15 protein-coding genes and 3 pseudogenes are annotated in these 22,229 nt (G+C 70.5%); 6 read left to right on the forward strand and 12 right to left on the reverse strand.

The features are described from left to right. Window positions 1–6: 6 nt before the first annotated feature. The 4 genes and pseudogenes from B1L07_12200 to B1L07_12215 form a co-directional block, all read right to left on the reverse strand. Entirely contained in the window at window positions 7–2,064 is a 2,058-nt protein-coding gene (locus B1L07_12200; protein ID AUZ55722.1) for a TonB-dependent copper receptor, read from the reverse strand. 69 nt (window positions 2,065–2,133) lie between these two features. Next, a pseudogene (locus tag B1L07_12205) lies at window positions 2,134–2,531 on the reverse strand (hypothetical protein). A gap of 424 nt (window positions 2,532–2,955) precedes the next feature. Beyond that, window positions 2,956–3,468, reverse strand: a complete 513-nt coding sequence (locus B1L07_12210; protein AUZ56580.1) for a hypothetical protein — start codon at window positions 3,466–3,468, stop codon at window positions 2,956–2,958. A gap of 633 nt (window positions 3,469–4,101) precedes the next feature. Continuing rightward, a pseudogene (locus tag B1L07_12215) lies at window positions 4,102–5,084 on the reverse strand (CysB family transcriptional regulator). Window positions 5,085–5,257: 173 nt separating this feature from the next. Between B1L07_12215 and B1L07_12220 the strand changes: the two are divergent. The 3 genes from B1L07_12220 (at window position 5,258) to B1L07_12230 (ending at window position 8,444) form a co-directional block, all read left to right on the forward strand. Then, window positions 5,258–6,709, forward strand: coding sequence for a uroporphyrinogen-III C-methyltransferase (locus tag B1L07_12220; GenBank protein AUZ56581.1), 1,452 nt, complete (start codon window positions 5,258–5,260; stop codon window positions 6,707–6,709). A 20-nt stretch (window positions 6,710–6,729) separates the two neighbouring features. Continuing rightward, window positions 6,730–7,689 (forward strand): cysteine synthase A, encoded by a 960-nt coding sequence (locus B1L07_12225; protein ID AUZ55723.1) that lies wholly within the window; start codon window positions 6,730–6,732, stop codon window positions 7,687–7,689. Window positions 7,690–7,862: 173 nt separating this feature from the next. Beyond that, window positions 7,863–8,444, forward strand: a complete 582-nt coding sequence (locus B1L07_12230) for an O-acetyl-ADP-ribose deacetylase (protein ID AUZ55724.1) — start codon at window positions 7,863–7,865, stop codon at window positions 8,442–8,444. Between the two features lie 370 nt (window positions 8,445–8,814). Here B1L07_12230 and B1L07_12235 read toward each other — a convergent pair whose 3' ends face one another. The 4 genes from B1L07_12235 to B1L07_12250 all read right to left on the reverse strand — a co-directional run bounded on the left by B1L07_12235 (window position 8,815) and on the right by B1L07_12250 (window position 13,616). Beyond that, entirely contained in the window at window positions 8,815–9,819 is a 1,005-nt protein-coding gene (locus B1L07_12235; protein ID AUZ55725.1) for a fructose-bisphosphate aldolase, read from the reverse strand. Between the two features lie 164 nt (window positions 9,820–9,983). Beyond that, window positions 9,984–11,450: a pyruvate kinase gene (locus tag B1L07_12240; GenBank protein AUZ55726.1), complete on the reverse strand. Its 1,467-nt coding sequence runs from the start codon at window positions 11,448–11,450 to the stop codon at window positions 9,984–9,986. A 346-nt stretch (window positions 11,451–11,796) separates the two neighbouring features. Continuing rightward, window positions 11,797–12,441, reverse strand: a complete 645-nt coding sequence (locus B1L07_12245) for an HAD family hydrolase (GenBank protein ID AUZ55727.1) — start codon at window positions 12,439–12,441, stop codon at window positions 11,797–11,799. Beyond that, window positions 12,438–13,616: a phosphoglycerate kinase gene (locus B1L07_12250; protein ID AUZ55728.1), complete on the reverse strand. Its 1,179-nt coding sequence runs from the start codon at window positions 13,614–13,616 to the stop codon at window positions 12,438–12,440. Before B1L07_12250 ends, B1L07_12245 begins: the two co-directional genes overlap by 4 nt. Window positions 13,617–13,698: 82 nt before the next feature. Between B1L07_12250 and B1L07_12255 the strand changes: the two genes are divergently transcribed. Then, complete coding sequence (locus B1L07_12255) at window positions 13,699–14,259, forward strand: hypothetical protein (GenBank protein AUZ55729.1); 561 nt, start codon at window positions 13,699–13,701, stop codon at window positions 14,257–14,259. A 112-nt stretch (window positions 14,260–14,371) separates the two neighbouring features. Here the strand turns inward: B1L07_12255 and B1L07_12260 are convergent. From B1L07_12260 to B1L07_12270, 3 genes and pseudogenes are all read right to left on the reverse strand, one after another. After that, window positions 14,372–15,747, reverse strand: a pseudogene (locus B1L07_12260) (hypothetical protein). After that, window positions 15,747–18,458 (reverse strand): hypothetical protein, encoded by a 2,712-nt coding sequence (locus tag B1L07_12265; protein AUZ55730.1) that lies wholly within the window; start codon window positions 18,456–18,458, stop codon window positions 15,747–15,749. The pseudogene B1L07_12260 and the gene B1L07_12265 overlap by 1 nt, the downstream one beginning before the upstream one ends. 168 nt (window positions 18,459–18,626) lie before the next feature. After that, complete coding sequence (locus B1L07_12270; GenBank protein AUZ56582.1) at window positions 18,627–19,628, reverse strand: type I glyceraldehyde-3-phosphate dehydrogenase; 1,002 nt, start codon at window positions 19,626–19,628, stop codon at window positions 18,627–18,629. A gap of 242 nt (window positions 19,629–19,870) precedes the next feature. Between B1L07_12270 and B1L07_12275 the strand changes: the two genes are divergently transcribed. Further along, window positions 19,871–20,515, forward strand: coding sequence for a hypothetical protein (locus B1L07_12275; GenBank protein AUZ55731.1), 645 nt, complete (start codon window positions 19,871–19,873; stop codon window positions 20,513–20,515). A 148-nt stretch (window positions 20,516–20,663) separates the two neighbouring features. Continuing rightward, entirely contained in the window at window positions 20,664–21,476 is an 813-nt protein-coding gene (locus B1L07_12280) for an endonuclease (protein ID AUZ56583.1), read from the forward strand. A gap of 162 nt (window positions 21,477–21,638) precedes the next feature. On the opposite strand, the gene B1L07_12285 is transcribed toward B1L07_12280, so the two are convergent. Further along, a complete protein-coding gene (locus tag B1L07_12285; GenBank protein ID AUZ56584.1) occupies window positions 21,639–22,223 on the reverse strand; it encodes a hypothetical protein in 585 nt (194 codons plus the stop codon). Window positions 22,224–22,229 lie beyond the last annotated feature (6 nt).

Consider the following 22,229-nt stretch of genomic DNA (forward strand, 5'->3'; position numbering starts at 1 on the left):
GCCGCGTCAGTAGCGGTAATCCAGCTTCAGCCAGAGCGTGCGCCCGGGTTCGTTGATCCGCACCGGGTCGGCGGGGAAGCCGAAGTCGGCGCTGCCGGCCAGGTTCAGGTGTTCGGCATAGGCGCGGTCGAACACGTTGTCCACGCCGGCACTGGCGCGCAGGCCGTCGCTGATGCGGTACGCGGCATTGAGCGAAAGCGTGGCGAAACCGGCGCTCGGCCCGAGATCGCGCGCCACCACGTTGCCTTCGTCCTGCGCCACCCGGTCCTGCCCGGCCACCACACGCAACAGCGCGCCGGTGGACCATTGGCCGCGCTCCCAGGAGGCGTTGAAACGGCCTTCCAGCGGCGGGATCTGCGGCAGCGGCCGCCGCTCATCGCGGTTCTCACCCCAGACATAGGCCAGCGTGCTGCCCAGCTTCAGGCCCTGCACCGGGCGCCATTCCAGCCCGGCCTCGGCACCGGCGATGCGCGCATCGACATTGCCCGCACGCGTGCTGCTGCCCATCATGCCGCCGCTGCGGTAGGTGAACAGGATGTAGTCCTGCAGATGCCCGGCATAGGCCGACACCCAGGCATCGAGCGTGCGCCCGCGGAACTGCAGGCCGAGATCCAGCTGGGTGGTCTTTTCCGGTTTCACCCCGGCGAAGGCATTGGCGCTGCCGGCCGGGCCGGCGTCGGCCGAGAACAGCTCCCAGTAGTCGGGCATGCGCTCGCTGTGGCCGAGCCCGGCATACCAGGTCCAGGCCTGGCCGTGGTCGCGCTCATAGCGCAGGAAGCCGCTGCCCAGCGTTTCCTCGCGCGTCTGCCCGGCGGTCGGATTGGGCCTGCCCATCATCCCGCTGGTCAGGCGCAGGTCCTTGGCCCGCGCCTTGTCCACGCGCAGGCCGCTGACCCAGCGCCGCGGCGTGTCCTCGCCGAAGGTCAGTTCGGCGAACGCGCCCGTGTTGCCGAGCTCGGCGTCGCGGGTCCACGCTTTCTGCTGCCACATCCCGCGCATGCCGCTGCGCTTGCGGTGACGGCTGTCCTGCGCATCGATGCCGGCGACCACGGCCACGTCCTGCCAGCGCCATTCCGAAGCGATGCGGCCGCCGCGGGTGCGCCGCGCCACGTTCGACGCCATCGGCATCGGCATGCTGCCGTTCGGGTTGGGCGTGCGCAGCGTGTAGTTGTCCATCACGTGGTCGGCCTCGTTGTAGTACAGGTTGGCCTGCAGCCGGTCCCAGGCGCCGGGCAGGTTGCCGCGCTCGAAACGCAGGCCGTAGCTGCTGCGCTTGAACGCCGCCCCGTCCATGCCACGGCCGGCATAGCGCGCCAGGGCATCGCCGGTACCGGCATTGAGCTCGAGCACGGTGTCGGCATCGGGGGTCCAGCCGATCGCGGCGTCGGCGTTCCATTTGCGCCAGCGCGACGGCACCACCTCGCCGTTGCCGTCGCGGTAGTCGCCGGACTCGGAGCGGTTGCCATTCACCCGCACATAGCCCGGGCGGCTGCCGAAGCTGGCATCGAGCATCTGGTCGTTGCGGTTGTTGGAGCCGCCCAGCGCGCTGGCCTGCAGCTCCATGCCCGGCGCATCGAAACGCGGCATGTCGCGCTCGAAGCGCACCGTGCCGGCCGAGGCACCGGCGCCCCAGCGCACGCTCTGCGGCCCCTTGACGACGGTCAGCCGGTCGTAGGTTTCCGGCGCGATGTAGGACAGCGGGTTGTCCATGCGCGAGGGACAGGCACCGATCAGGCTGCCGTCGTTGCTGAGGATGTTCAGCCGCGAACCGGACATGCCGCGCAGCACCGGGTCGCCATTGGTGCCGCCGTTGCGGATCGCGGAAAAGCCGGGGACGGTCTTGAGGTAATCGGCGCCATCGCTGGCGGGCACCGGCTGCCGCGGCAGGCGCGGATCGGTGACCCAGTTCAACGGCGAGGACGGCGCCGCGCTGGTCACCACCAGGGTATCGAGGGTCTTGATCGACTCGGGCGCGTCGGCGTGCGCGAGCAGGGGAAACAGCGCCAGGCAGACACAGGCGGCCAGGCACGCCGGGGCGCCCGGCATACGGGAAACGGGATACATGGAATTCTCCGGTACGACATGCCACGTGCCGCACGAAGCGACAGGCAGCGGGAAAAAGGGAATCTGTCGTCAGGAGAACAACGGCGGCCCACGCACCGGGTGCGCCGGCCAGCGCAGGCCGGCACTGGACACGGTGGCGCGCGGTGCCTGCGGCGCAACGCGGTACAGCACCGGCGCCAGCACCAGCAGCAGCGCCAGCCAGGGCAGCAACCGCGACGCCATGGTGCAGTAGTCGCAGGCCTCGCCGTGCGCGGCATGCGGATCTGGCGGGCGCGGTTTGTCAGTATCCGTGGCCGTGGCCGCACCCGTGTGCCCGACATGCCCGGCGTGCGCTGCATGCGCATCCGACATCGGCGGTACCGCCGACGCCGGGGGGCCATGGCCATCGAGGTCATCGCGTGCGCCATCGCCGTATGCGCCCCCGGCGCGGACTGGATCCAGCGGCTCACCACCGGCGCCAACGCCATCAGCAGCGCGGCCGCCAGCGCGAGCAGCAACATCCAGCGGTGCAGGAACGGGGATCGGATCACGCCCCGATTTTAAGACCGTGTCATCGCGGCCCATGTGCGACACATCGCCGCAGGGGAGGCATCACCCGGCAACACAGCGTGGCCAGTACTGCGAAAGCAGGGATGAGATGCGCAGGCGGTCCCGGCGCCAGCGGCGTAGTGCTATCGACAATGAGGCGAAAGTGCCAACAGCATGCGCCGCGACACGAACGCGTTCCCAATCCATACTCGGGTGCGCTATCGGCAAGCGCCCCCCTGTCGGCAGGACGCATGCGCACAGAGCGGCATGATCACGGAAGCACGCCCGGCCAGGCTTGCCGAGCCGGCCATCCAGCACACCCATGGCGCCGAAGCACCGTGGGCATGCTGGAACATCGATCCATCAAAGTAGCGTGCAATCCTTCAGGATCGGACTACCCACCATCAGACCCGAACCGACGCACTCAACCGTGATGTGCTGGCCCTTCTGCAGCCCAGCAGCAACATCCTGGGGAACGCCACGCGCGTGGATGGACTGGAACGGATTACCCGTTTCCATTTCCACATAGACTTCATCCGTGAAGTCCTTGTTGATGCCGACGACATTTCCCGATACGGCAAGAACCTTGCCCTTGTATTCGTTGTCTGCCGCCACTTCGTTTGCCTCATAGGCGGCAAACAGCCGATCCGCCGAAACTTCCAGGGCGGGCTGCGCCTGCGGCGCGGAGGCGAGCTCCGACTCCGAGGCTTCCGCCTGGACTTCCTCAGCCGCCATCTTGCGCTCGGCGTAGTCCTTGTAGCTGCCGCTGCTCAGAGCGGCGCCGAATATGGCCAGCCCAATGAAATAAACGATCGGCGAGACGATCACGGAACTCAACAGGGGGATCAAACCACCCACGGTACGGCCACGCGCCATGACCACGATGGCCAGGATGAACGCAACAAGGTTCAGCGTCCCACCGACGAAAAGACCAACGCCTGGAATGGGCAACAGGAAGAGAACCCAGGCGATCACCAGCGTGATCCACGTGGCTTTGATGGGGGCCGGCTTGGCTTGAACAGGGGTGGTGCTGGACATTCGGTGTGCTCGCTCTTGGGTCAATGGTCGGGGTCGATCCGCGCGACGCATCCCGCGATGCCTTCGTGGCATGCGGGACAACCAACAATTGGCCGCTCCCCAGCGGCTACACGGACAGGCGGATTCTATCCGCATTCCACTGATCGGCCGCAGTTCCAACCGAACGCGTGCTGGCACCGAGTACCTCCCGGGCGTTGCGAAGCAAGCACCCGTTGTCGTCGTCCAGCCCGAAGGGCACCGCGAGACCCATCTGCCCCCCGGAGCAGGGCGCACGTTCTCCAGGCCGCCCGCGATTCACCAGCACGTCGGAGAGCCGCAGCCGAATTCAGACAGCAGCGTGTAACCAGCGTTCCCTGGCCTTGGGCGTCGTACTCTCCACCCTGCATTACCGTCCTTCGCGCCCGTGCCCACTATCAGGCGGAGTAACGTCACACAGTCGCGCCGCCGAAGCGCCTGGTGCGCTTCCACAACTCAGTTGGTGATGGTCTGGGTCAGCGCTTCCCAGCTCGGTGGCACCGGCCAGTCGGCCTCTTGGTTGCCGTCCAGCACGCGCCGCAGGTCGCGCTTGTCGATCTGCGGCGCCAGCACATGCACTAGTTCCAGCGCGTAGTCGCGCAGCACCCGGTCGCGCGGCAGCACCGCCCAGGCGGTGCATTCGGGATCGCCGCCGGCGCCGGCCAGGCGCGCAGGTCGCTGTCGCCGGCGCTGACCGCCATTTCCGCCAGCAGGCCCACGCCCAGGCCGGTACGCACGTAGGTCTTGATCAGGTCGGCGTCGAGCGCGGTCAAGGCCAGGTCCGGTTCCAGCCCCTGCGCGGCGAAGGCGCGGCGCAGCGAGGAACTGGGCCGGGTCGAGGATTCGTAGCTGATCAACGGGTGCGCCGCGAGCGCGGCCATGTCCGGCTGGCGCCCGGCGCGGTCCAGTGCGTGCCCACGCGGCACCAGCACCAGCCGCCGCCAGCGGTACAGCGGCACCGCGATACCGGTGCTCGGTTCGCCACCGGCGGTACTGACGATGGCGATGTCGGCGTCGCCCTGGCTGAGCAGGTCCAGCGCATCGCTCTCGGCCGCCTGCTGCAGGTGCACGCTGACCTGCGGGTAGGCCTGCTTGATCCGCGCCACCGCCGGCGGCAGCACGAACCGCGCCTGGGTGTGGGTGGTGGTCAGCACCAGCTGGCCGTGGCTCTCGCGGCGCTGGTTGGCGGCATAGGTGCGGATGTTGTTGGCTTCGGCCAGTACCAGCCGCGCCCGCGCGATCACTTCCCCGCCGGCCGGGGTCACCGACTCCAGGCTGCGCCCCTTGCGCACGAACAGCAGGAAACCCAGCTCGTCCTCCAACTGTTTGAGCTGCTTGGACAGCCCCGGCTGGGTGGCGTGCACCCGCGTGGCCGCCAGCGTGATGTTCAGCTCGGCGTCGGCGATTGCCACCAGGTAGCGCAGTTGGGTCAGGGTCATCGGGGGCGGGACGATGGCTCGGCGGGGACCGACCCACTGTAGGGCAGATCGCAGGGGCTACTTATAACCGAAAGTAATCTGTAAGGCGGGGCATGTCATTTCCGGGCGGCCCGGGCCGGGACTACGGTCAGCATCCCTGCCCCGACCGCTGCCCTCCCCGCCTTGGACGCCCCCTGTTCCCGCTGTTTGCCGATCTCAACGGCCGTGCCGTGCTGGTGGTCGGGGGCGGCGCGGTGGCCGGGCGCAAGGTCGAGGCACTGCTGCACGCCGGCGCGCGGCCGCGGGTCGGCGCACCGTACCTGTCGCCGCCGCTGCGGGAGCTGGCCGAGGCCGGCCGCATCGACTGGCTGCCCGGCCTGTTCGACACGCGCTGGCTGGCCGAAGACGTGTGGCTGGTGATCGCCGCCACCGACACGGGCGCGGTCAACCAGGCGGTCGCGCGCGCGGCCGAAGCACAGCGGTTGTTCGTGAACGTGGTCGACGACGCCCAGCTGTCGCGCTTCCACGTACCGGCGGTGGTCGAGCGCGGCGCGCTGCAGATCGCCGTTTCCAGCGGCGGCGCCGCGCCGATGGTGGCGCGGCAGGTGCGCCGCCGGCTGGAGGAGCTGTTCGACGGCGCCTGGGGCCAGCTGACCGCACTGGCCGGGCGCCACCGCCCGGCGATCCGCGCACGCTTCCCGGACACCGCCGCGCGGCGCCGGTTCTTCGACCGCCTGCTCGATGGCCCGGTGCTGGATCTGCTGCGCCGCCAGCGCCCCGCCGACGCCGAATCCGCGCTGCGCCAGGCCATGGCCGACGAACCGCCGGCAACGGCCGGCTCGGTGGTGCTGGTCGGCGCCGGTTCCGGCGACCCCGGCCTGCTCACCCTGGCCGCGCTGCGGGCGCTCAACCAGGCCGACGTGATCCTGCACGACCGGCTGGTCAGCGCCGACGTGCTGCAGCTGGCCCGCCGCGACGCCGACCGCATCGAAGTCGGCAAGTCCGCGCGCGGCCACAGCACCCGCCAGGAGCACATCCACGCGCTGATGCTGGAACACGCCCGCGCCGGCCGCCGCGTGGTCCGGCTCAAGGGCGGCGACGCATTCGTGTTCGGCCGCGGCGGCGAGGAACTGCAGTTCCTGCGCGCGCACGGCATTGCCTACGAGGTGGTACCGGGCATCACCGCCGCGCTGGCCTGCGCCGCGCACGCCGGCATCCCGCTCACCCATCGCGACCACGCCCAGCAGCTGCGGCTGGTCACCGCGCATTGCCGCGAATCGCTGGACACGCTCGACTGGCATGCGCTGGCCGCGCCACGGCAGACCCTGGTGTTCTACATGGGCGTGGCCGCGCTGGCGCGGATCCAGGCGCAGCTGCTCGACGCCGGGCTGCCCGCCGCCACACCGTTCGCGCTGGTGGAAAACGGCTCGCGCCCCGGCCAGCGCGTGGTCAGCGGGCACCTGCGGCACCTGGCCGACGCCGCCGCCACGCATGCGGTGCAGTCGCCGGCACTGCTGGTCGTCGGCGAGGTGGCCGCGCTGGCGGACGAACTGCACTGGTTCGGCCAGGCGCCATTGCCGGCCACCCCGCACGCACCCTCACCTTCAGCAAAGACGGCGTCGCCGACACTGGCCGACGCCGCCTGATTCCCTTCCAGGAGATCCCCATGGCCATCTACAACAGCATCCTCGACACCGTCGGCAACACCCCGGTGGTCAAGCTCAACCGCCTGGCGCCGGCCGGGGTGGACGTCTACGTCAAGGTCGAGTCGTTCAACCCCGGCGGCTCGGTCAAGGACCGCCTGGCGCTGGCGATCGTGCTCGACGCCGAGAAGCGCGGCGTGCTCAAGCCCGGCGACACCATCGTCGAGGCCACCTCGGGCAACACCGGCGTCGCCCTGGCCATGGTCGCGGCCGCGCGTGGCTACAAGTTCGTCGCGGTAATGACCGAGACGTTCTCGGTGGAACGCCGCAAGGCGATGCGCGCCTACGGCGCCAAGGTGATCCTGACCCCGGCCGCGGCGCGCGGCACCGGCATGGTGGAGAAGGCGAAGGAACTGGCCGCCAAACACGGCTGGTTCCTGGCCAGCCAGTTCGCCAACCCGGCCAACCCGGCCTATCACCGCAACACCACCGCGGCCGAGATCCTGCGCGACTTCGCCGGCCGGCGCCTGGACTACTTCGTCAGCGGCTGGGGCACCGGCGGCACCCTGACCGGCGTCGGCGAGGTGTTGAAGCTGGCGCGCCCGGACACCCGCATCATCGCCACCGAGCCGGCCGGCGCCGCGCTGCTCAAGGGCGACGAGTGGAAGCCGCACAAGATCCAGGGCTGGACCCCGGATTTCCTGCCGGCGGTGCTCAACCGCAACGTCCACGACGCGCTGTATGCGGTGCAGGACGAGCGCGCGATCGAGACCTCGCGCCGGCTGGCCGCCGAGGAAGGCATTTTCGTCGGCATCTCGGCCGGCGCCACCGCCGCCACCGCGCTGGAAGTGGCCGCCACGGCACCGGCCGGCTCGGTGATCCTGGCCATGCTGCCCGACACCGGGGAGCGCTACTTCTCCACCCCGCTGTTCGCCGACATCAACGAAGGCAGCGACGACGACTGGCTGGCCGGCCTGCCGTAAGCCCGGCGCCCCGCCTCCCGCCCCCCGCACAAGGCCGCCCCCGGGCGGCCTTGCTGCTTGCGGGCGCCGCGTCGCAGCCGTGGAGACGGGCTTTCCTCAGACTTTGCCGCGGGCCGGCGCAAGCCGTGCACCCGTCACGTTTTGCTCATACATGGAAAGGGAAGATCGGGGGCATGAACATCGACATCTGGCACGGCGACATCACCACCCTGGACGTGGACGCCATCGTCAACGCGGCCAACGAGAGCCTGCTCGGCGGCGGCGGTGTCGACGGCGCGATTCACCGCGCGGCCGGGCCGGGCCTGCTGGCCGAATGCACGCGCCTGCCGGAGCTGCGCCCGGGCGTGCGCTGCCCGCCCGGCGAGGTCCGCGCCACCGGCGCCCATGCACTGCCGGCGCGCCATGTGTTCCACGCCGTCGGCCCGGTCTGGCAGGGTGGCCAGCGCGACGAGGCCGCGCTGCTGGCCAACTGCTACTGGCAGTCGCTCAGGCTGGCCGAACAGATGCGGCTGGAATCGATCGCCTTCCCGGCGATCAGCTGCGGCGTCTACGGCTACCCCATGCACCAGGCCGCGGCCATCGCCGTCACCGAAACCGTGACCTGGCAGAAGAGCCACGCACGGCCGGTGCGCATCGTGCTGGTGGCCTACAACACCGCCACCTTCAAGGCCTACCAGCAGGCGCTGGCGGTCGCGGGGCAGGCAGGGCCGGCGTTCCCGTCGATGGACGATCCGCTGCCGTCGTTCGCGCGCTGACCGGCTGCGGGATCGTTCCCATGCCATCGCCCGCCGCTGCAGTGCATTTCCTGGAGAGCGAGGCAACGCCCCGCCGGACCTTTCCGGCAACGCCACCGCGGGCGATCCCCAACGTTGCGGAACCTTGCGACCGCGTGTCGTAGATGCGGGGCTTGCCCCGCATGGAGCTTTCCCTGCGAAGGCCCGCTGGGCGTTGCCTGGCGCTACGGCGCCCCGCGGAGACGTTGGCGGGTGCCCCGCTGGCGCAGGGCCGCAGAAGCTGCGCCATCTGCGCACCACGGGCCCGGTCCTGTCTGGCCCTGGGCCTGCTCGCAAATGAAAACGCCGGCGCAGGGCCGGCGTTTCCACGTCCATCAGCGTCAGGCGGCGATCAGCCTTCCCACTTGCCCAGCGCGGCCAGGCCGTTCTCGCGGGCGCGCTCGTAAACGGTCTTCTGCGCGGCGGCGTAGTTGCCCTGCATGTCCTGGGCCCACAGCTTCAGCGCGGCCTGCTGCATGGCGCGGCCGTAGGAGAAGCTCAGCGGCCACGGCAGCTTGTCGAGCTGGTTCATGGCGTTCAGGTGCGCGGTCGACTGTTCGTCGCTCTGGCCGCCGGACAGGAACACCACGCCCGGCAGGATCGCCGGCACGGTGCTCTTCAGGCACATCACGGTGGCTTCGGCCACTTCCTCGACGTCGGCCTGCTCGTCGCAGTCCTTGCCGGAGATGACCATCGAAGCCTTCAGGATGGTGCCTTCCAGCAGCACGTTCTGCTGGTACAGCGCGTCGAACAGCGAGCGCAGGGTGGCTTCGGTGACTTCGTAGCAGGTCTCGATGTCGTGGTCGCCATCCATGATCACTTCCGGCTCGACCATCGGCACCAGGCCGCATTCCTGGCACAGCGCGGCATAGCGGGCCAGCGCGTGCGCGTTGGACTCGATGCAGGTGCCCGACGGGATGCTCTCGCCGATGTTGATGACCGCGCGCCACTTGGCGAAGCGGGCGCCGAGCTTGTAGTACTCCTGCAGGCGCTCGCGCAGGCCGTCCAGGCCTTCGGTGACCAGCTCGCCCGGGCAGCCGGCAAGCGGGTGCGCGCCCTTGTCGACCTTGATGCCCGGGATCATGCCGTGGTCGGCCATGTACTTGGCGAACGGCACGCCGTCGCGGGTGCTCTGGCGGATGGTTTCGTCGTACAGGATCGCGCCGGAAATATGTTCGTTGAGCTTCGGCGTGGTCAGCAGCAGCTCGCGGTAGGCACGGCGGTTCTCTTCGGTATTCTCGATGCCGACGCTGGCGAAGCGCTTGGCGATCGTGCCGGTGGATTCGTCGATGGCGATGATGCCCTTGCCCGGGGCGACCATGGCCTGGGCGGTTTCAGCCAGCAGTTCGATGCTCATGAAGTTCCTGTGACGGGGTGCGGGAAAACCCGGATTATAGCCCGCGGCCGTCGTTGCCCGGCCGTGAGGACGCGCTGGAACCGGTTTCAATCCGTCCGCCAGGACAAATCCTGTCCACTGCAGTCATGCACGGGCCATCGCGGTGGCCCGTGCACGCAGATCCGTCAGAGCTCGCCCAGCCCGCTGGCGCGGCCGTCGCTGCCCACTTCGAGCAGGCGCAGGGTATTGGTGGCGCCATGGGTTTCCATGTGCTCGCCGCTGGTGAACACCACGCGGTCGCCGGCCTGCAGCAGGCCGGCCTCGACCAGCAGGCGGATGCTGCCGCGCGCCGCCTCGCGCGGGGTGAAGCCGCGGCTGTCGAAATTGATCGGGAACACATCGCGCATCAGCGCCATCTGCCGGCGCGCACCGTCATGCCGGGTGACCGCATAGATCGGCGCCTTGGCCCGGAACCGCGACAGGTAGCGCGCGGTGCCGCCGGATTCGGTCATCGCCACGATCGCGCGCACGCCCACGTGCTGGGACAGGAACATGGTGGCCATGGCGATGGCCTGGTCGGCGCGCTCCAGGTTGCGCGGCGAGGCATTGAAATCGGTCTCGGTCTGGAACTGGCGCTCGGCTCCCAGGCAGATGCGCGCCATCGCCTCGACCGCCTTGACCGGGTAGGCGCCGGCCGCGGTTTCGGCCGACAGCATCACCGCGTCGGTGCCGTCGATGACCGAGTTGGCCACGTCCAGCACTTCGGCACGGGTCGGGATCGGGCTTTCGACCATGGACTGCAGCATCTGCGTGGCGGTGATCACCACCTTGTTCTGCGCCAGCGCGGCCTTGATGATCTTCTTCTGCAGGCCGGGCAGTTCGGCGTCGCCGATCTCCACGCCCAGGTCGCCGCGGGCGACCATCACCACGTCGCTGGCCTCGACGATCTCCTCCAGGTTCTCGATCGCCTCGGTACGTTCGATCTTGGACACCAGCGCCGCGTCGCAGCCGTGCTGGCGGGCGATCGCGCGGGCGTCGTTCATGTCCTGCGCGTTGCGGCAGAACGAGACGGCGATGAAGTCCACGCCGATCTTCGCCACGATGCCGATCAGTTCCTTGTCGCGCTCGGTGAGCGCACCCAGCGACAGGCCGCCGCCCTGCTTGTTCAGGCCCTTGCGGTCGGACAGCACGCCGTCGTTGAGCACGCTGGTGACGATGCGCTCGCCCTGCACTTCCACCACCTGCAGCTGCATCAGGCCGTCGTCCAGCAGCAGCACGTCGCCGGGGCCCACGTCCTGCGGCAGGCCGAGGTAGCTCACGCCGACCTGGGTGGCGTCGCCGGGCGCCGCGTCGGCCCTGGCGATGAGGTCGAAGCGGTCGCCCACCTTGAGCTGCACCCTGCCCTCGGCGAAGCGCTCGATGCGGATCTTCGGGCCCGGCAGGTCGGCGAGGATGCCGACTTCCACGCCGACCCGGTTGGCGGCGGCGCGCACTTCGGCGGCACGCTTGGCCTGGCCGGACGGATCGCCATGCGAGAAGTTCAGGCGGACCACGTTGACACCGGCGCGGAACAGATCGTCGAGCACGCCCGGCGCATCGGTGGCCGGTCCGAGGGTGGCGAGGATCTTGGTGCGGCGCTGGCGTTCGATCATGGTGCGAAAACTCCCTGAAAGGCCGCCGAAATTAGCATATCCAGTGCATGACAACGATGTCGCATACGATTTCAGAAGACACTTTCCACGCTGTCCCGCAGACAGGGCAGACAGCATGTCCGGACATCGCCCGCGCGTTGCCCGGCGCTGTCCGCCCGCCTATGCACAAGCGGACATGGATCGGTCGCGGACTGTCAGCAAGGGACAGCATGGTGGCCAGCCAGGACAACGCGCCGGCAATCACCGGCGCCTGCGACGCGCAGCTCGTGGACCGCGCCCAGCGCAACGCGTGCGCGGCGCGCGCGGGTTCAACGCACGCCGCGCGGCCTGCATCGCCGCCATCGCATCAGCGCGACAGCAGCTGCTCCAGTTCGGCCGGCGTGCCGGCCAGTGATCCGGCACCGGCCGCGGTCAGTTCCTCGCGGCCACCGAAGCCCCACAGCACGCCGATGTTGCGCATGCCATGGTGGCGCGCGCCCTCGATGTCCATGCGCCGGTCGCCGATCATCCAGCACCGCGCCGGCGCCAGCAACAAGCGCCGCAGCGCTTCGCCGATCAGTTCCGGCTTGTGGCTGCGCGCGCCGTCGGCGGTGGCGCCGATCACCGCCTCGAAGCAGCCACCGAACGGCAGGTGCTCGACGATCCGCCGCGCGTGCGGCTCGTTCTTGGCGGTGACCACCGCCAGCCGGTGGCCGGCGGCATGCAGCCCCTGCACCACCTCGCCGATGCCGGCGTAGACGTCATGCTCCTGCCAGCCGTGCAGTTCGAAGCGTTCGCGGTACAGCGCCACCGCCTGTTCGACGCGCTGCGCGTCGCCGAACAGCGGGGCGAAGCTGGTGCGCAGCGCCGGGCCGATCCAGCGGCGCAGCTCGGCCGGCGGCGGTACCGGCTGCTGCATCCGCTCCAGCGCGTAGGCCACGCAGCGGGTGATGCCGACGGCCGAATCGATCAGCGTGCCGTCGAGATCGAAAAACAGCACATCGCGGCTCACGCCCCGCGGGCCTCCAGCGCGGCCACGGCCGGCAGGGTCTTGCCCTCGAGGAATTCCAGGAACGCGCCGCCGCCGGTGGAGATGTAGCTGACCTTGTCGGCGATGCCGTACTTGTCCACCGCGGCCAGGGTGTCGCCACCGCCGGCGATGGAGAACGCGTCGGATGCGGCGATGGCGCGGGCCAGCGCTTCGGTGCCCTTGCCGAAGGCATCGAACTCGAACACGCCGACCGGGCCGTTCCATACCACCGTGCCGGCCCTGGCGATCAGCGCGGCGTAGTGCGCGGCGGTCTGCGGGCCGATATCCAGGATCATGTCGTCGGCGCCCACCGCATCGACCGCCTTGACCGTTGCCGGTGCGTCGGCGGCAAACGCCGGCGCCACCACCACGTCGACCGGCAGCGGGATCTCGGCGCCGCGCGCCTTGGCCGCGGCATCGATGCCGCGCGCCGTTTCCAGCAGGTCGTTCTCCACCAGCGACTTGCCCACGCCGTGGCCTTCGGCGGCGATGAAGGTATTGGCGATGCCACCGCCGACGATCAGCTGGTCCACCTTGCCGACCAGGCTGGAGAGCAGTTCGAGCTTGGTCGAGACCTTGGAGCCGGCGACGATCGCCAGCAGCGGCCGCGCCGGGTTGGCCAGGGCCTTGTCCAGCGCATCCAGCTCGGCCATCAACAGCGGCCCGCCGGCGGCGACCGGGGCGAAGCGGATCACGCCATGGGTCGAGGCCTGCGCGCGGTGCGCGGTGCCGAACGCGTCCATCACGAACACGTCGCACAGCGCGGCGTACTTCTTCGACAGGGCTTCATCGTCCTTGCCCTCGCCCACGTTCATGCGGCAGTTCTCCAGCAGCACGAGGCTGCCCGGGGCCACCTCCACGCCGTCCACCCAGTCCCTGACCAGCGGCACGTCCACGCCCAGCAGTTCGGACAGGCGCGCGGCCACCGGCGCCAGCGAATCGGCCTGGCTCCACGTGCCTTCCTTCGGCCGCCCCAGGTGCGAGGTGACCATCACCGCCGCGCCCTGGGCCAGCGCCCGCTTCAGCGTCGGCAACGAGGCGGTGATGCGCTGTTCGGACGTGATCCTGCCGTTCTCGTCGATCGGCACGTTCAGATCCTGGCGGATCAGCACGCGCTTGCCGGCGAGGTCGAGGTCGGTCATGCGGACGATGGACATGGCGGGGTCGGCTCCGGAAGACTGTGGGGAAACCGCAATTCTCGCCCGCCCCCGCAGGCGGGGCAAACCCGAGGTGCAACGCATGCCGCCCCACCTGCCACAACCCGAGCTGTGCAGCCCCCGGCTGCGCCTGCGCGAAGTGCGCGCGGACGATGCGCCCGCGCTGTTCGCCATTCACAGCGACCGGCGGGTGATGCGCTACTGGAGCTACCCGGCGTGGACCGAGCTGGCCCAGGCCGAACGCAAGGTGGCCGACATCCAGCGCCAGCGCCGCGAGCAGGAGATGCTGGTCTGGGCGATCGCCGACGCGCACGACGACCGGCTGATCGGCACCAGCGCGGTGTTCGCGATGCAGCGCGGGCAGGGCCGCGCCGAGATCGGCTACAGCCTGCACCCGGACTGGCAGGGGCGCGGGCTGGCCAGCGAGGCGCTGCGCATGATCCTGCGCCACCTGTTCGACGGCCTGGGACTGCGCCGGATCGAAGCGGACATCGACCCGCGCAACCAGGCCTCGTGCCGGTTGGTCGAAAGGCTTGGCTTCGTCCGTGAAGGCGTGCTGCGCGAACGCTGGGACGTGAATGGCGAGCTCGCCGACAGCGCGCTGTACGGGCTGCTGCGCCGCGATTTCATCGACCCGCCGTAGCCGCGCAGCGGCCTGCGCAACGGGGCGCACCGGCCTGCCCGCGGCCGCGCGCGGGCGGGCTGCGCCCAGCCACTCCCATCGCCGCCACCGGCGCCACCGCCATGCAACGGCGTCAGTCGCCCGCCGGACGCTGGCCGCGCAGCAGGCTGAGCGCGAAGCCGGCCACGGCCAGCGCGCCGGCCACCAGCACCGCCCACAGCAGGAGGCTCTTCCAGTCGCGCGCCGGTGCCGCGGGCACATAGGCCGCGTCGCCCGCGCGTACGCTCGGCTCCCGAGGGCGGCCGCCGCCGGCTGCCACTGCGCGCCGTTGCGCGCGCGCAGCGCGGCCAGCATCGGTTCCAGGCGGCTTTCGCGGGCGGTCGCGCGTGCATTGCCGGCCACCAGCCGGTACGGCGCCCGGCCCTGGGCGAGGAACACCACGCTGCCCGGCCGATAGCCCAGTTTCAGGACCGGCGCCGGCGTGCCGGCCACGGCCGGTTCGGCCTGCAGCTGCCATTCGCGGTCGGCGCTTTCCTGGCCGAGTTCCAGCGGCGCCGACGCCTGCCTGCGCCCGCCGTCCTGCAGCGTCCACGTGTTCCAGCCGGTGGCGCGCACCTGCCAGGCCGGCTCCGCGCCGTCCGCCTTGCGGTCGTCGTCGCGGCTGGACACGGTCCAGGCCACCGCGGTGTTGGGCGGCATCGCCACGTCCACCCGCTGCACCGGGAAGCGGCCCTGCAGCCGGTAACGGAAACGGGCCGGCGCGGTGTTGTCGGGCGCCGAGGCGGCCAGTTCGAGCCACTGCCAGTCGTCCGCCACCGCGTCGCCGGCCAGCTCGCCGCGCAGCGCGCGCAGCGGCGGCGCGCCTTCGCGCTGCAGCGGTACCAGCCGCAGGTAGCGCAGCGACGTGGAAAGCGCCACGCGGTCGCTGTCCAGCTGCCGGCCCTGGTTGCGCAGCCGTACCAGCCGCACTTCCGGGTCGAGCACCTGCCAGCGGCGCAGGTCATCGCTGCCTTCCAGCCGATAGCCCAGGTCCAGCGGCTGTGGCTGGTCGTCCCATTCCACGCGCAGCGCCTGCACCTGCCCTGCCCGCCGGCCCAGGTCCACCAGCCACGACGGATCGCCGGCGGACACGCCGGCAGCGCCCGTCGCGCTGCGCACCGACACCACGTTGCCGCCGGCGTCGCGCTGCACCACCACGCTCAGGTCGCCGCCCGCCGTGGTGGCCGTGGCGGCGGGCATGGCGAACCAGTCCAGCTGCACCTGCCGCGCCGGCGCGGCGATCGGGATGGCCGCGGCCTGCAGTGCGCTGGCCATCGGCTTGCCGTCGGCGTCGAGCACCTGCACGTCGCGCAGGTCGCGCCAGTAAGCGGCGCGGTAGACGCCCGCATCCAACGTAATCCGATAGGCGCCGGCATCGGCCTGGGCCGGCTGCAGCGGCCACTGCAGGGCGAAATCGTCGGCCGCCTGCGCCGCCAACGGCAGCAGCGCCATCCACCACAAACGCCTGATCATGCGGATGCTTCCTCTGGTTGCGGTTCGTTGCCGCGACCACGCGGCGGTGCCGGCGCCAGCCAGCCGACCAGCGTGCACAGCAGTCCATAGGCAATGAAGGCGCCGATGCCGAGCAGGTCGCCCAGGTTGCCGCGGTCGATCAACAGCAGCTTGGCCAGCACCACGCCCATCAGGATCGCGCCGGCCAGCCACACGCCCCATTGCCCGCGCCGCGAGCCGCTGACCCAGCCGATCACGCCCAGCAGGCTCCAGGCCACGGTCAGGCTGGTCTGCGCCAGGCTGGTACCGATCAGGCGCCCGTTCCAGTCGACGCCGCCCCAGTGATGCACCCCGCGCAGGGTGATGACGCTGACCAGCAGCAGCCCCGCCAGTGGCAGCAGGCCGCGGCGCAGTCCGGCCGCGCGCGGCCCCGCCGGCTCGGACCACAACAACATCGCCGCCAGCACCAGCACCGCCCACTGCGCCAGGTCCAGCGGGTTAAACAGCGCGATCCATGGCAACGGCGCCGACGCGCCGGCACTGCCCAGCGAGACCAGCCACCACAGGCCCAGCACCGCGAAGATCGCCGCCTGCAGCGGCGTGCGGTAGCGGTCGAACGCGGTACCCAGCGGCTGCGCCAGCCAGTGCCAGCGGCGGATCGACAGCGCCGCCAGCAGCAGCCACGGCAGCGCCAGCAGCATGCCGACCCAGCCGCCGGCCAGTTCGAAACGCGTGCCCAGGTGCCAGGACAACAGCGACAGCACCGTCGGCCACAGCAGCCACCAGGCAAACTGCGCCGCACCGGCGATGGCGTCGCCCGCCGCGCGCAGGCACAGCAGGCTGCGCAGGCCCAGCGCGGCGAACAGCGGCCAGGCCCAGGCGCCATGGCCGGCGAACGGCTGGCCATACGCGCCGAGCTGCAGGAACGCCAGCGGGAATGCCAGTACCAGGCAGCCGAGCGTGGTCAGCGACAGTGCCAGCGCCGGGCGGCGCCGGTGCACCTCGGCCGCCAGCCAGCCGCTGATGCCCAGCAGCAGCAACAGGCCATGCAGCACGCTGCGCGGCTCGACGAAGCGCGCGACCTCGGTCCCGATGTTGCCCATCCACCAGGCCAGGCCCCAGGCATAGGCGATCGCCGCCAACAGCCGGTTGCCGGCGTCACGCAACAGCCAGGCGCTGGCGAAGGCGGCCAATGCGATCAGCAGCGCGCCCATGAAGGCGGCGTTGGCGACCGCCGATGCCGCAGCGTCGCGCACGCCGTGGGCGCCGTCGATGCCCAGCGCCAGCGCGACCGCCGCCGCCAGCTGCAGGCCGATGCCGGTCCAGCGCGCCAGCCGGCGCTGCTGCATCAGGCCCAGCCAGAGCAGGCCGGCGCCTTCCAGCGCGAACACCGAGGCGGTGGCCTTGGCCGACAACGCCAGCGGTACCGCCAGCGTGGCGAAACCCACCGCCAGGATGGCATGGCCCTGCGCCAGCAGTTGCAGCCGCTCGCGATGCCACGACGCACGCGCCAGCAGTGCATAGACCGCCGCCACGCCGAGCGCGCACAGGGCCAGCGGCATGCGCTCGCCCTGCAACAGGCCGGCCTGCAGCGAGAAGGCCACCAGCGGCGTGCCGAACAGCAGGCAGCCGTCGATGCGCGCGCCGCCCGGCGTCGCCGCCCGGCGCGCATACAGCAGCGGCAGCAGCAGGTAGAACGCGAAGAACAGCACCAGGAACGGCTCGGTGCTGGCGAACTTGGCCGGCGTGTAGTCCAGCACGCCCCAGAGCGTGCCGATGCCCCAGGTGAAAGCGAAGCCGAGCAGGTTGAGGATGCGCCACGGCCGCACCCAGGCGATGGCGAAGATGCCGGCATTAAGCAGCGCGTAGTACGAGAACAGGCCGACATGGCTGCCGCTGCCGTCGGACAGCCAGATCGGCGCCATGAACCCGGCCAGCACGCCGAGGATGGCCAGCGTGCGCGATTCCTGCAGCACCGCCATCACGCACAGCCCGGCGATCAGCACCACACTGATCGCGAACGCCGGCAGCGCGTCGATCAGGCCGTGGTTCTTGAACGCGGCGAACACCACCAGCAGCAGCACGCCTATCGCGCCGCCCTGCAGGGCCAGCGCGAACGCGCGGTGGCTGGTGCGCTTGCGCCAGGCGAACACCAGCCCGGCCAATGCCACCAGGCTGATGCCGGCCAGGCGCAACGCGGGCGGGAAACTGAACCAGCCGGCATCGCTGCCGTACTTGAGCAGCGCCGCCACGCCGGCCAGCAGCACCAGCATGCCGACCTTGACCGGCACGTTGCCGCGGGTGAACCACTGTTTGATGCGCGCGACGCCGCGCTCGATGAGGTTCGGCCCGGGCGCTGCCGTCGCTTCCGGCACGGGCGCGGGACCGGGCGCGCTGCGGACCTGCCGCGGCGCGACGGGTTCACGCAGCGGCGGCAGCGGTGGCGTAACCATGGGCGGTGGGGGCTGCGGCGCATCCATCACCGGTTCCGGCACGGGCTCGACCGGCGCGGGCGGGATCTCCCACGCCTGCGGCAGCCCATGCCGCGCGTCGCTCGGATCGGCGGCGCGGCCGGCTTCGCCGACCTGCCCGCGCGCCAGCGCGTCCTCGAGCGCGGCCACGCGCCGCTTCAGCGAGGCCACCGATACCAGCGCCATGACCAGCAGCACCGGCACCGCCAGCACCACCGCCAGCAGCAGCAACCCCAACAACACGATCTCGTCGTCCATTCGCCGTCCCTGTCACCGGAAGGTGCCACACCACCTTCATCCACGCCCCGTCGAAACGCAAGCCGCACAACCGCCACGGCGGCGCCCTGCGCCCTGCCGCATCCGTGCCGCCGCAGGCAAAAAGAAGGGCGCCCGCGGCGCCCTTCCTTCATACCCCTGCAGTGTGGATCAGGCCGCGACCACGCGCACCATCTCCAGGCACTTGTTGGAGTAGCCCCACTCGTTGTCGTACCAGCTGACCAGCTTGACGAAGGTGGAGTCCAGCGCGATGCCGGCTTCGGCGTCGAACACCGAGGTATGGGTCTCGCCGCGGAAATCGGTGGCCACGACCTTGTCCTCGGTGTAGCCCAGCACGCCCTTCAGCGGGCCCTCGCTCTGGGCCTTCACTTCGGCGCAGATCTCGGCGTAGGTGGCCGGCTTCTCCAGCTCGACGGTCAGGTCGACCACCGACACGTCCGAGGTCGGCACGCGGAAGCTCATGCCGGTGAGCTTCTTGTTGAGCTCCGGGATCACCACGCCCACGGCCTTGGCCGCGCCGGTGGACGAGGGAATGATGTTCTCGAGGATGCCACGGCCGCCGCGCCAGTCCTTGTTGGACGGGCCGTCGACGGTCTTCTGGGTGGCGGTGGCCGCGTGCACGGTGGTCATCAGGCCGCGCTTGATGCCCCACTTGTCATTGATGACCTTGGCCAGCGGCGCCAGGCAGTTGGTGGTGCACGAGGCGTTGGAGATGATCGCCTGGCCGGCATAGGTCTTGTCGTTGACGCCGAACACGAACATCGGCGTGTCGTCCTTGGACGGCGCCGACATGATCACCTTCTTCGCGCCGGCATCGATGTGCTTCTGCGCGGCTTCCTTGGTCAGGAACAGGCCGGTGGATTCGATCACCACGTCCACGCCCGCCTCGTCCCACTTCAGGTTGGCCGGGTCGCGCTCCTGGGTCAGGCGGATCTTCTTGCCGTTGACCAGCAGGTGGCCGCCTTCGATGGCGACATCGGCCTTGAAGCGGCCGTGCACGGAGTCGTACTTGAGCATGTAGGCCAGGTAATCCGGCTCCAGCAGATCGTTGATGGCCACGACCTCGATGTCGTTGCCGAAGTTCAACACTGCCGAGCGCAGTACGTTGCGCCCGATGCGACCGAAACCGTTGATGCCGACCTTGATTGCCATGTTCACGAACTCCTGCGGCCGCAGACCGCTGCGGCGGGGGTGGAAAGGGGGCTCATTGTAGCAGCCGGGCCCCGCCCGCTGGCCGCGGCGGCCCGCGCCCGCACCGCCGGCGGCGCCGGTGCGCGGCCGCGTGGATCGTGAACGCGCCATGAGCGCGGACGCGGGTTTGATCCGGATCAAGGCGGGCATGCGCCGCCGCGCGGAGACTGGCGCCATCCTCACCAAGCAAATGGAAACGCACCATGCGCAAGACCCCCGCCCTGCTGCTGTCCGGCCTCGCCGCCGCCCTGGTCCTGTCCGCCGCCCCCGCCATGGCGCAGTCCAAGGGCGACTGGACCCTGGGCGTCGGCGTCCACAACGTCGATCCGAAGTCCAGCGCCGGCGACCTCAACGGCTCGGCCCTGGGCCTGGGCGCGCTGCCGACCAAGGTCGACAGCAGCGTGCGCCCGACCGTGACGTTCGAGTACTTCGTGGCCAACAACGTCGGCGTTGAAGTGCTGGCCGCGCTGCCGTTCCAGCACGACATCAGCATCGACGGCGTCGGCACCGTGGGCCGCACCAAGCAGCTGCCGCCGGTGGTCTCGCTGCAGTACCACTTCGCCAACAGCAGCAAGGTCACCCCGTTCGTCGGCCTGGGCGTGAACTACACCAAGTTCTTCAGCACCGACAGCAAGGGCGCGCTGACCGGCACCCGGCTCAAGCTGGAAGACTCCTGGGGCCTGGCCGCGCATGCCGGCCTGGACTTCGCGCTGACCAAGAAGGACGCGCTGCGCGTCGACCTGCGCTGGGCCGACATCGACACCAAGGTCAAGGTCAACGGCAACAAGCTCGGCACCGCCAACATCGACCCGCTGGTGTACGGCGTGGCCTACGTCCGCTCGTTCTGATCCCGCCCTCCCCCGGTACCGAGGGGAAGGACGTTCCCAGGGCCTGTTCATGGCCCGCCGCGAGCCAAGCGCGGTGGGGTCGTGGACAGGCCCGCCACTTTCGGCACACGTCCGCCGCCGATGCGCCGCTAGAATGCGGCGGATGAAAATCCGCGCCCGCATTCCCCTGTTTTTCCCCGGCGTCGTCCTGGCCGCCTGCTCCCTGGTCTCCACACCCGCCTTCGCCTGGGGCGCGCAGGGCCACCGCCTGGTCGCGCGCATCGCCGAAACCCGCCTGGACCCCGTCGCGGCAGCGGAAGTGCAGCGCCTGCTCGCCACCGAGCCCGGCGCCACCCTGGCCAGCATCGCACCGTGGGCCGACCAACTGCGGGCCGGCGACCCGGACCTGGGCAAGCGCTCGGCCGGCTGGCACTACATCAACATGGCCGAGGACGGCTGTACCTACGATCCGCCCAAACACTGCCGCGACGGCGACTGCGTGGTCGAGGCAATGAAGGCGCAGAGCGCACGCCTGGCCGACCGCAGCCTCAGCGACGCCGAGCGCCTGCAGGCGCTCAAGTTCGTCGTGCACCTGGCCGGCGACCTGCACCAGCCGATGCACGCCGGCTACGGTCACGACAAGGGCGGCAACACCTACCAGCTGCAGTTCAACGAGCGCGGCACCAACCTGCACTCGCTGTGGGACAGCGGCATGTTCTACGCCCTGCAGCTGGACGACGAGCACTACCTGCAGCGCCTGCAGGCACTGCCCGCGCCGGCGGACGTCGGCGCACCGCAGCTGCAACGCGATGCCACCCGCTGGGCCGAACAGAGCTGCGCCATCGCCACCCGCCCGGGCATCTACCCCAGCAACCGCAAGGTCGGCGACGCGTACGCCTCCACCTGGCGCCCGGTGGCCGAGGCGCAGCTGCGCCTGGCTGGCGAGCGGCTGGCGGCGCTGTTGAACGAACTGCTGGATTAAAGCGCCACAGCCGCATGGAGCGGACTGCGGTGCGGCGTGTCGTGAGAGCCGTGCCGGGCAAGCCCGGCACCTACGGGGTCCGCCGCAGCCGCCTTTCGTAGATGCGGGGCTTGCCCCGCATTGGGGGCGCCGGGAAAAGCGCGTGCCGGGCAAGCCCGGCACCTACGGCTGCGGCGGCTGGCCCAGCCGCACGCGCGCCTGCCCCTGCACGATCTCGAAGGTGAACGCATAGGGCAGCGTCACCGGCACCGCCTCCACCTGCGCCGCGCCGGCGCAGTCGTCCGGCGCGACCGGCGCCGTGCCGGGGGCGAAACCGCAGATCGCCGCGGGCGTGAAGCGCCATTGCCGCACGGCATCGTCGGCGGCCTGCAGCAGATGGCCATTCTCCGCGTCGTTGCCGGCGCCGCACTGGCTGTGCGTCAACAGCGGGAAACTCCGCTGCACCTGCCCCTGCGCATCAAGGACGACATTCAGGCACACCGTCACCGGCGGCAGTGATCGCCGCGCTGGCATATCGGGCAGTTCCGGCAATGGCGCATGCAGCGGCCGGGGCATGCGGAACACCTCGCGCCCGGACAGCGTGTACGGCTGCACGTCCCCGGCCTGCCCGCCCGCCGGCTCCGGCAGCAGCAGGCGCTGGCCGATGCTGTAGCTGCTGTCCGCCACGTCTTCGCTGGCGGCCGGTCGCGTCGCACAACCGGCCAGGGCCAGCAGCACCGATCCCGCCGACACGACGCCGACACGCATGTACCA

Origin of the sequence: Stenotrophomonas acidaminiphila (assembly GCA_002951995.1) — a bacterium.
Taxonomy (GTDB): Bacteria; Pseudomonadota; Gammaproteobacteria; order Xanthomonadales; family Xanthomonadaceae; genus Stenotrophomonas; species Stenotrophomonas acidaminiphila_A.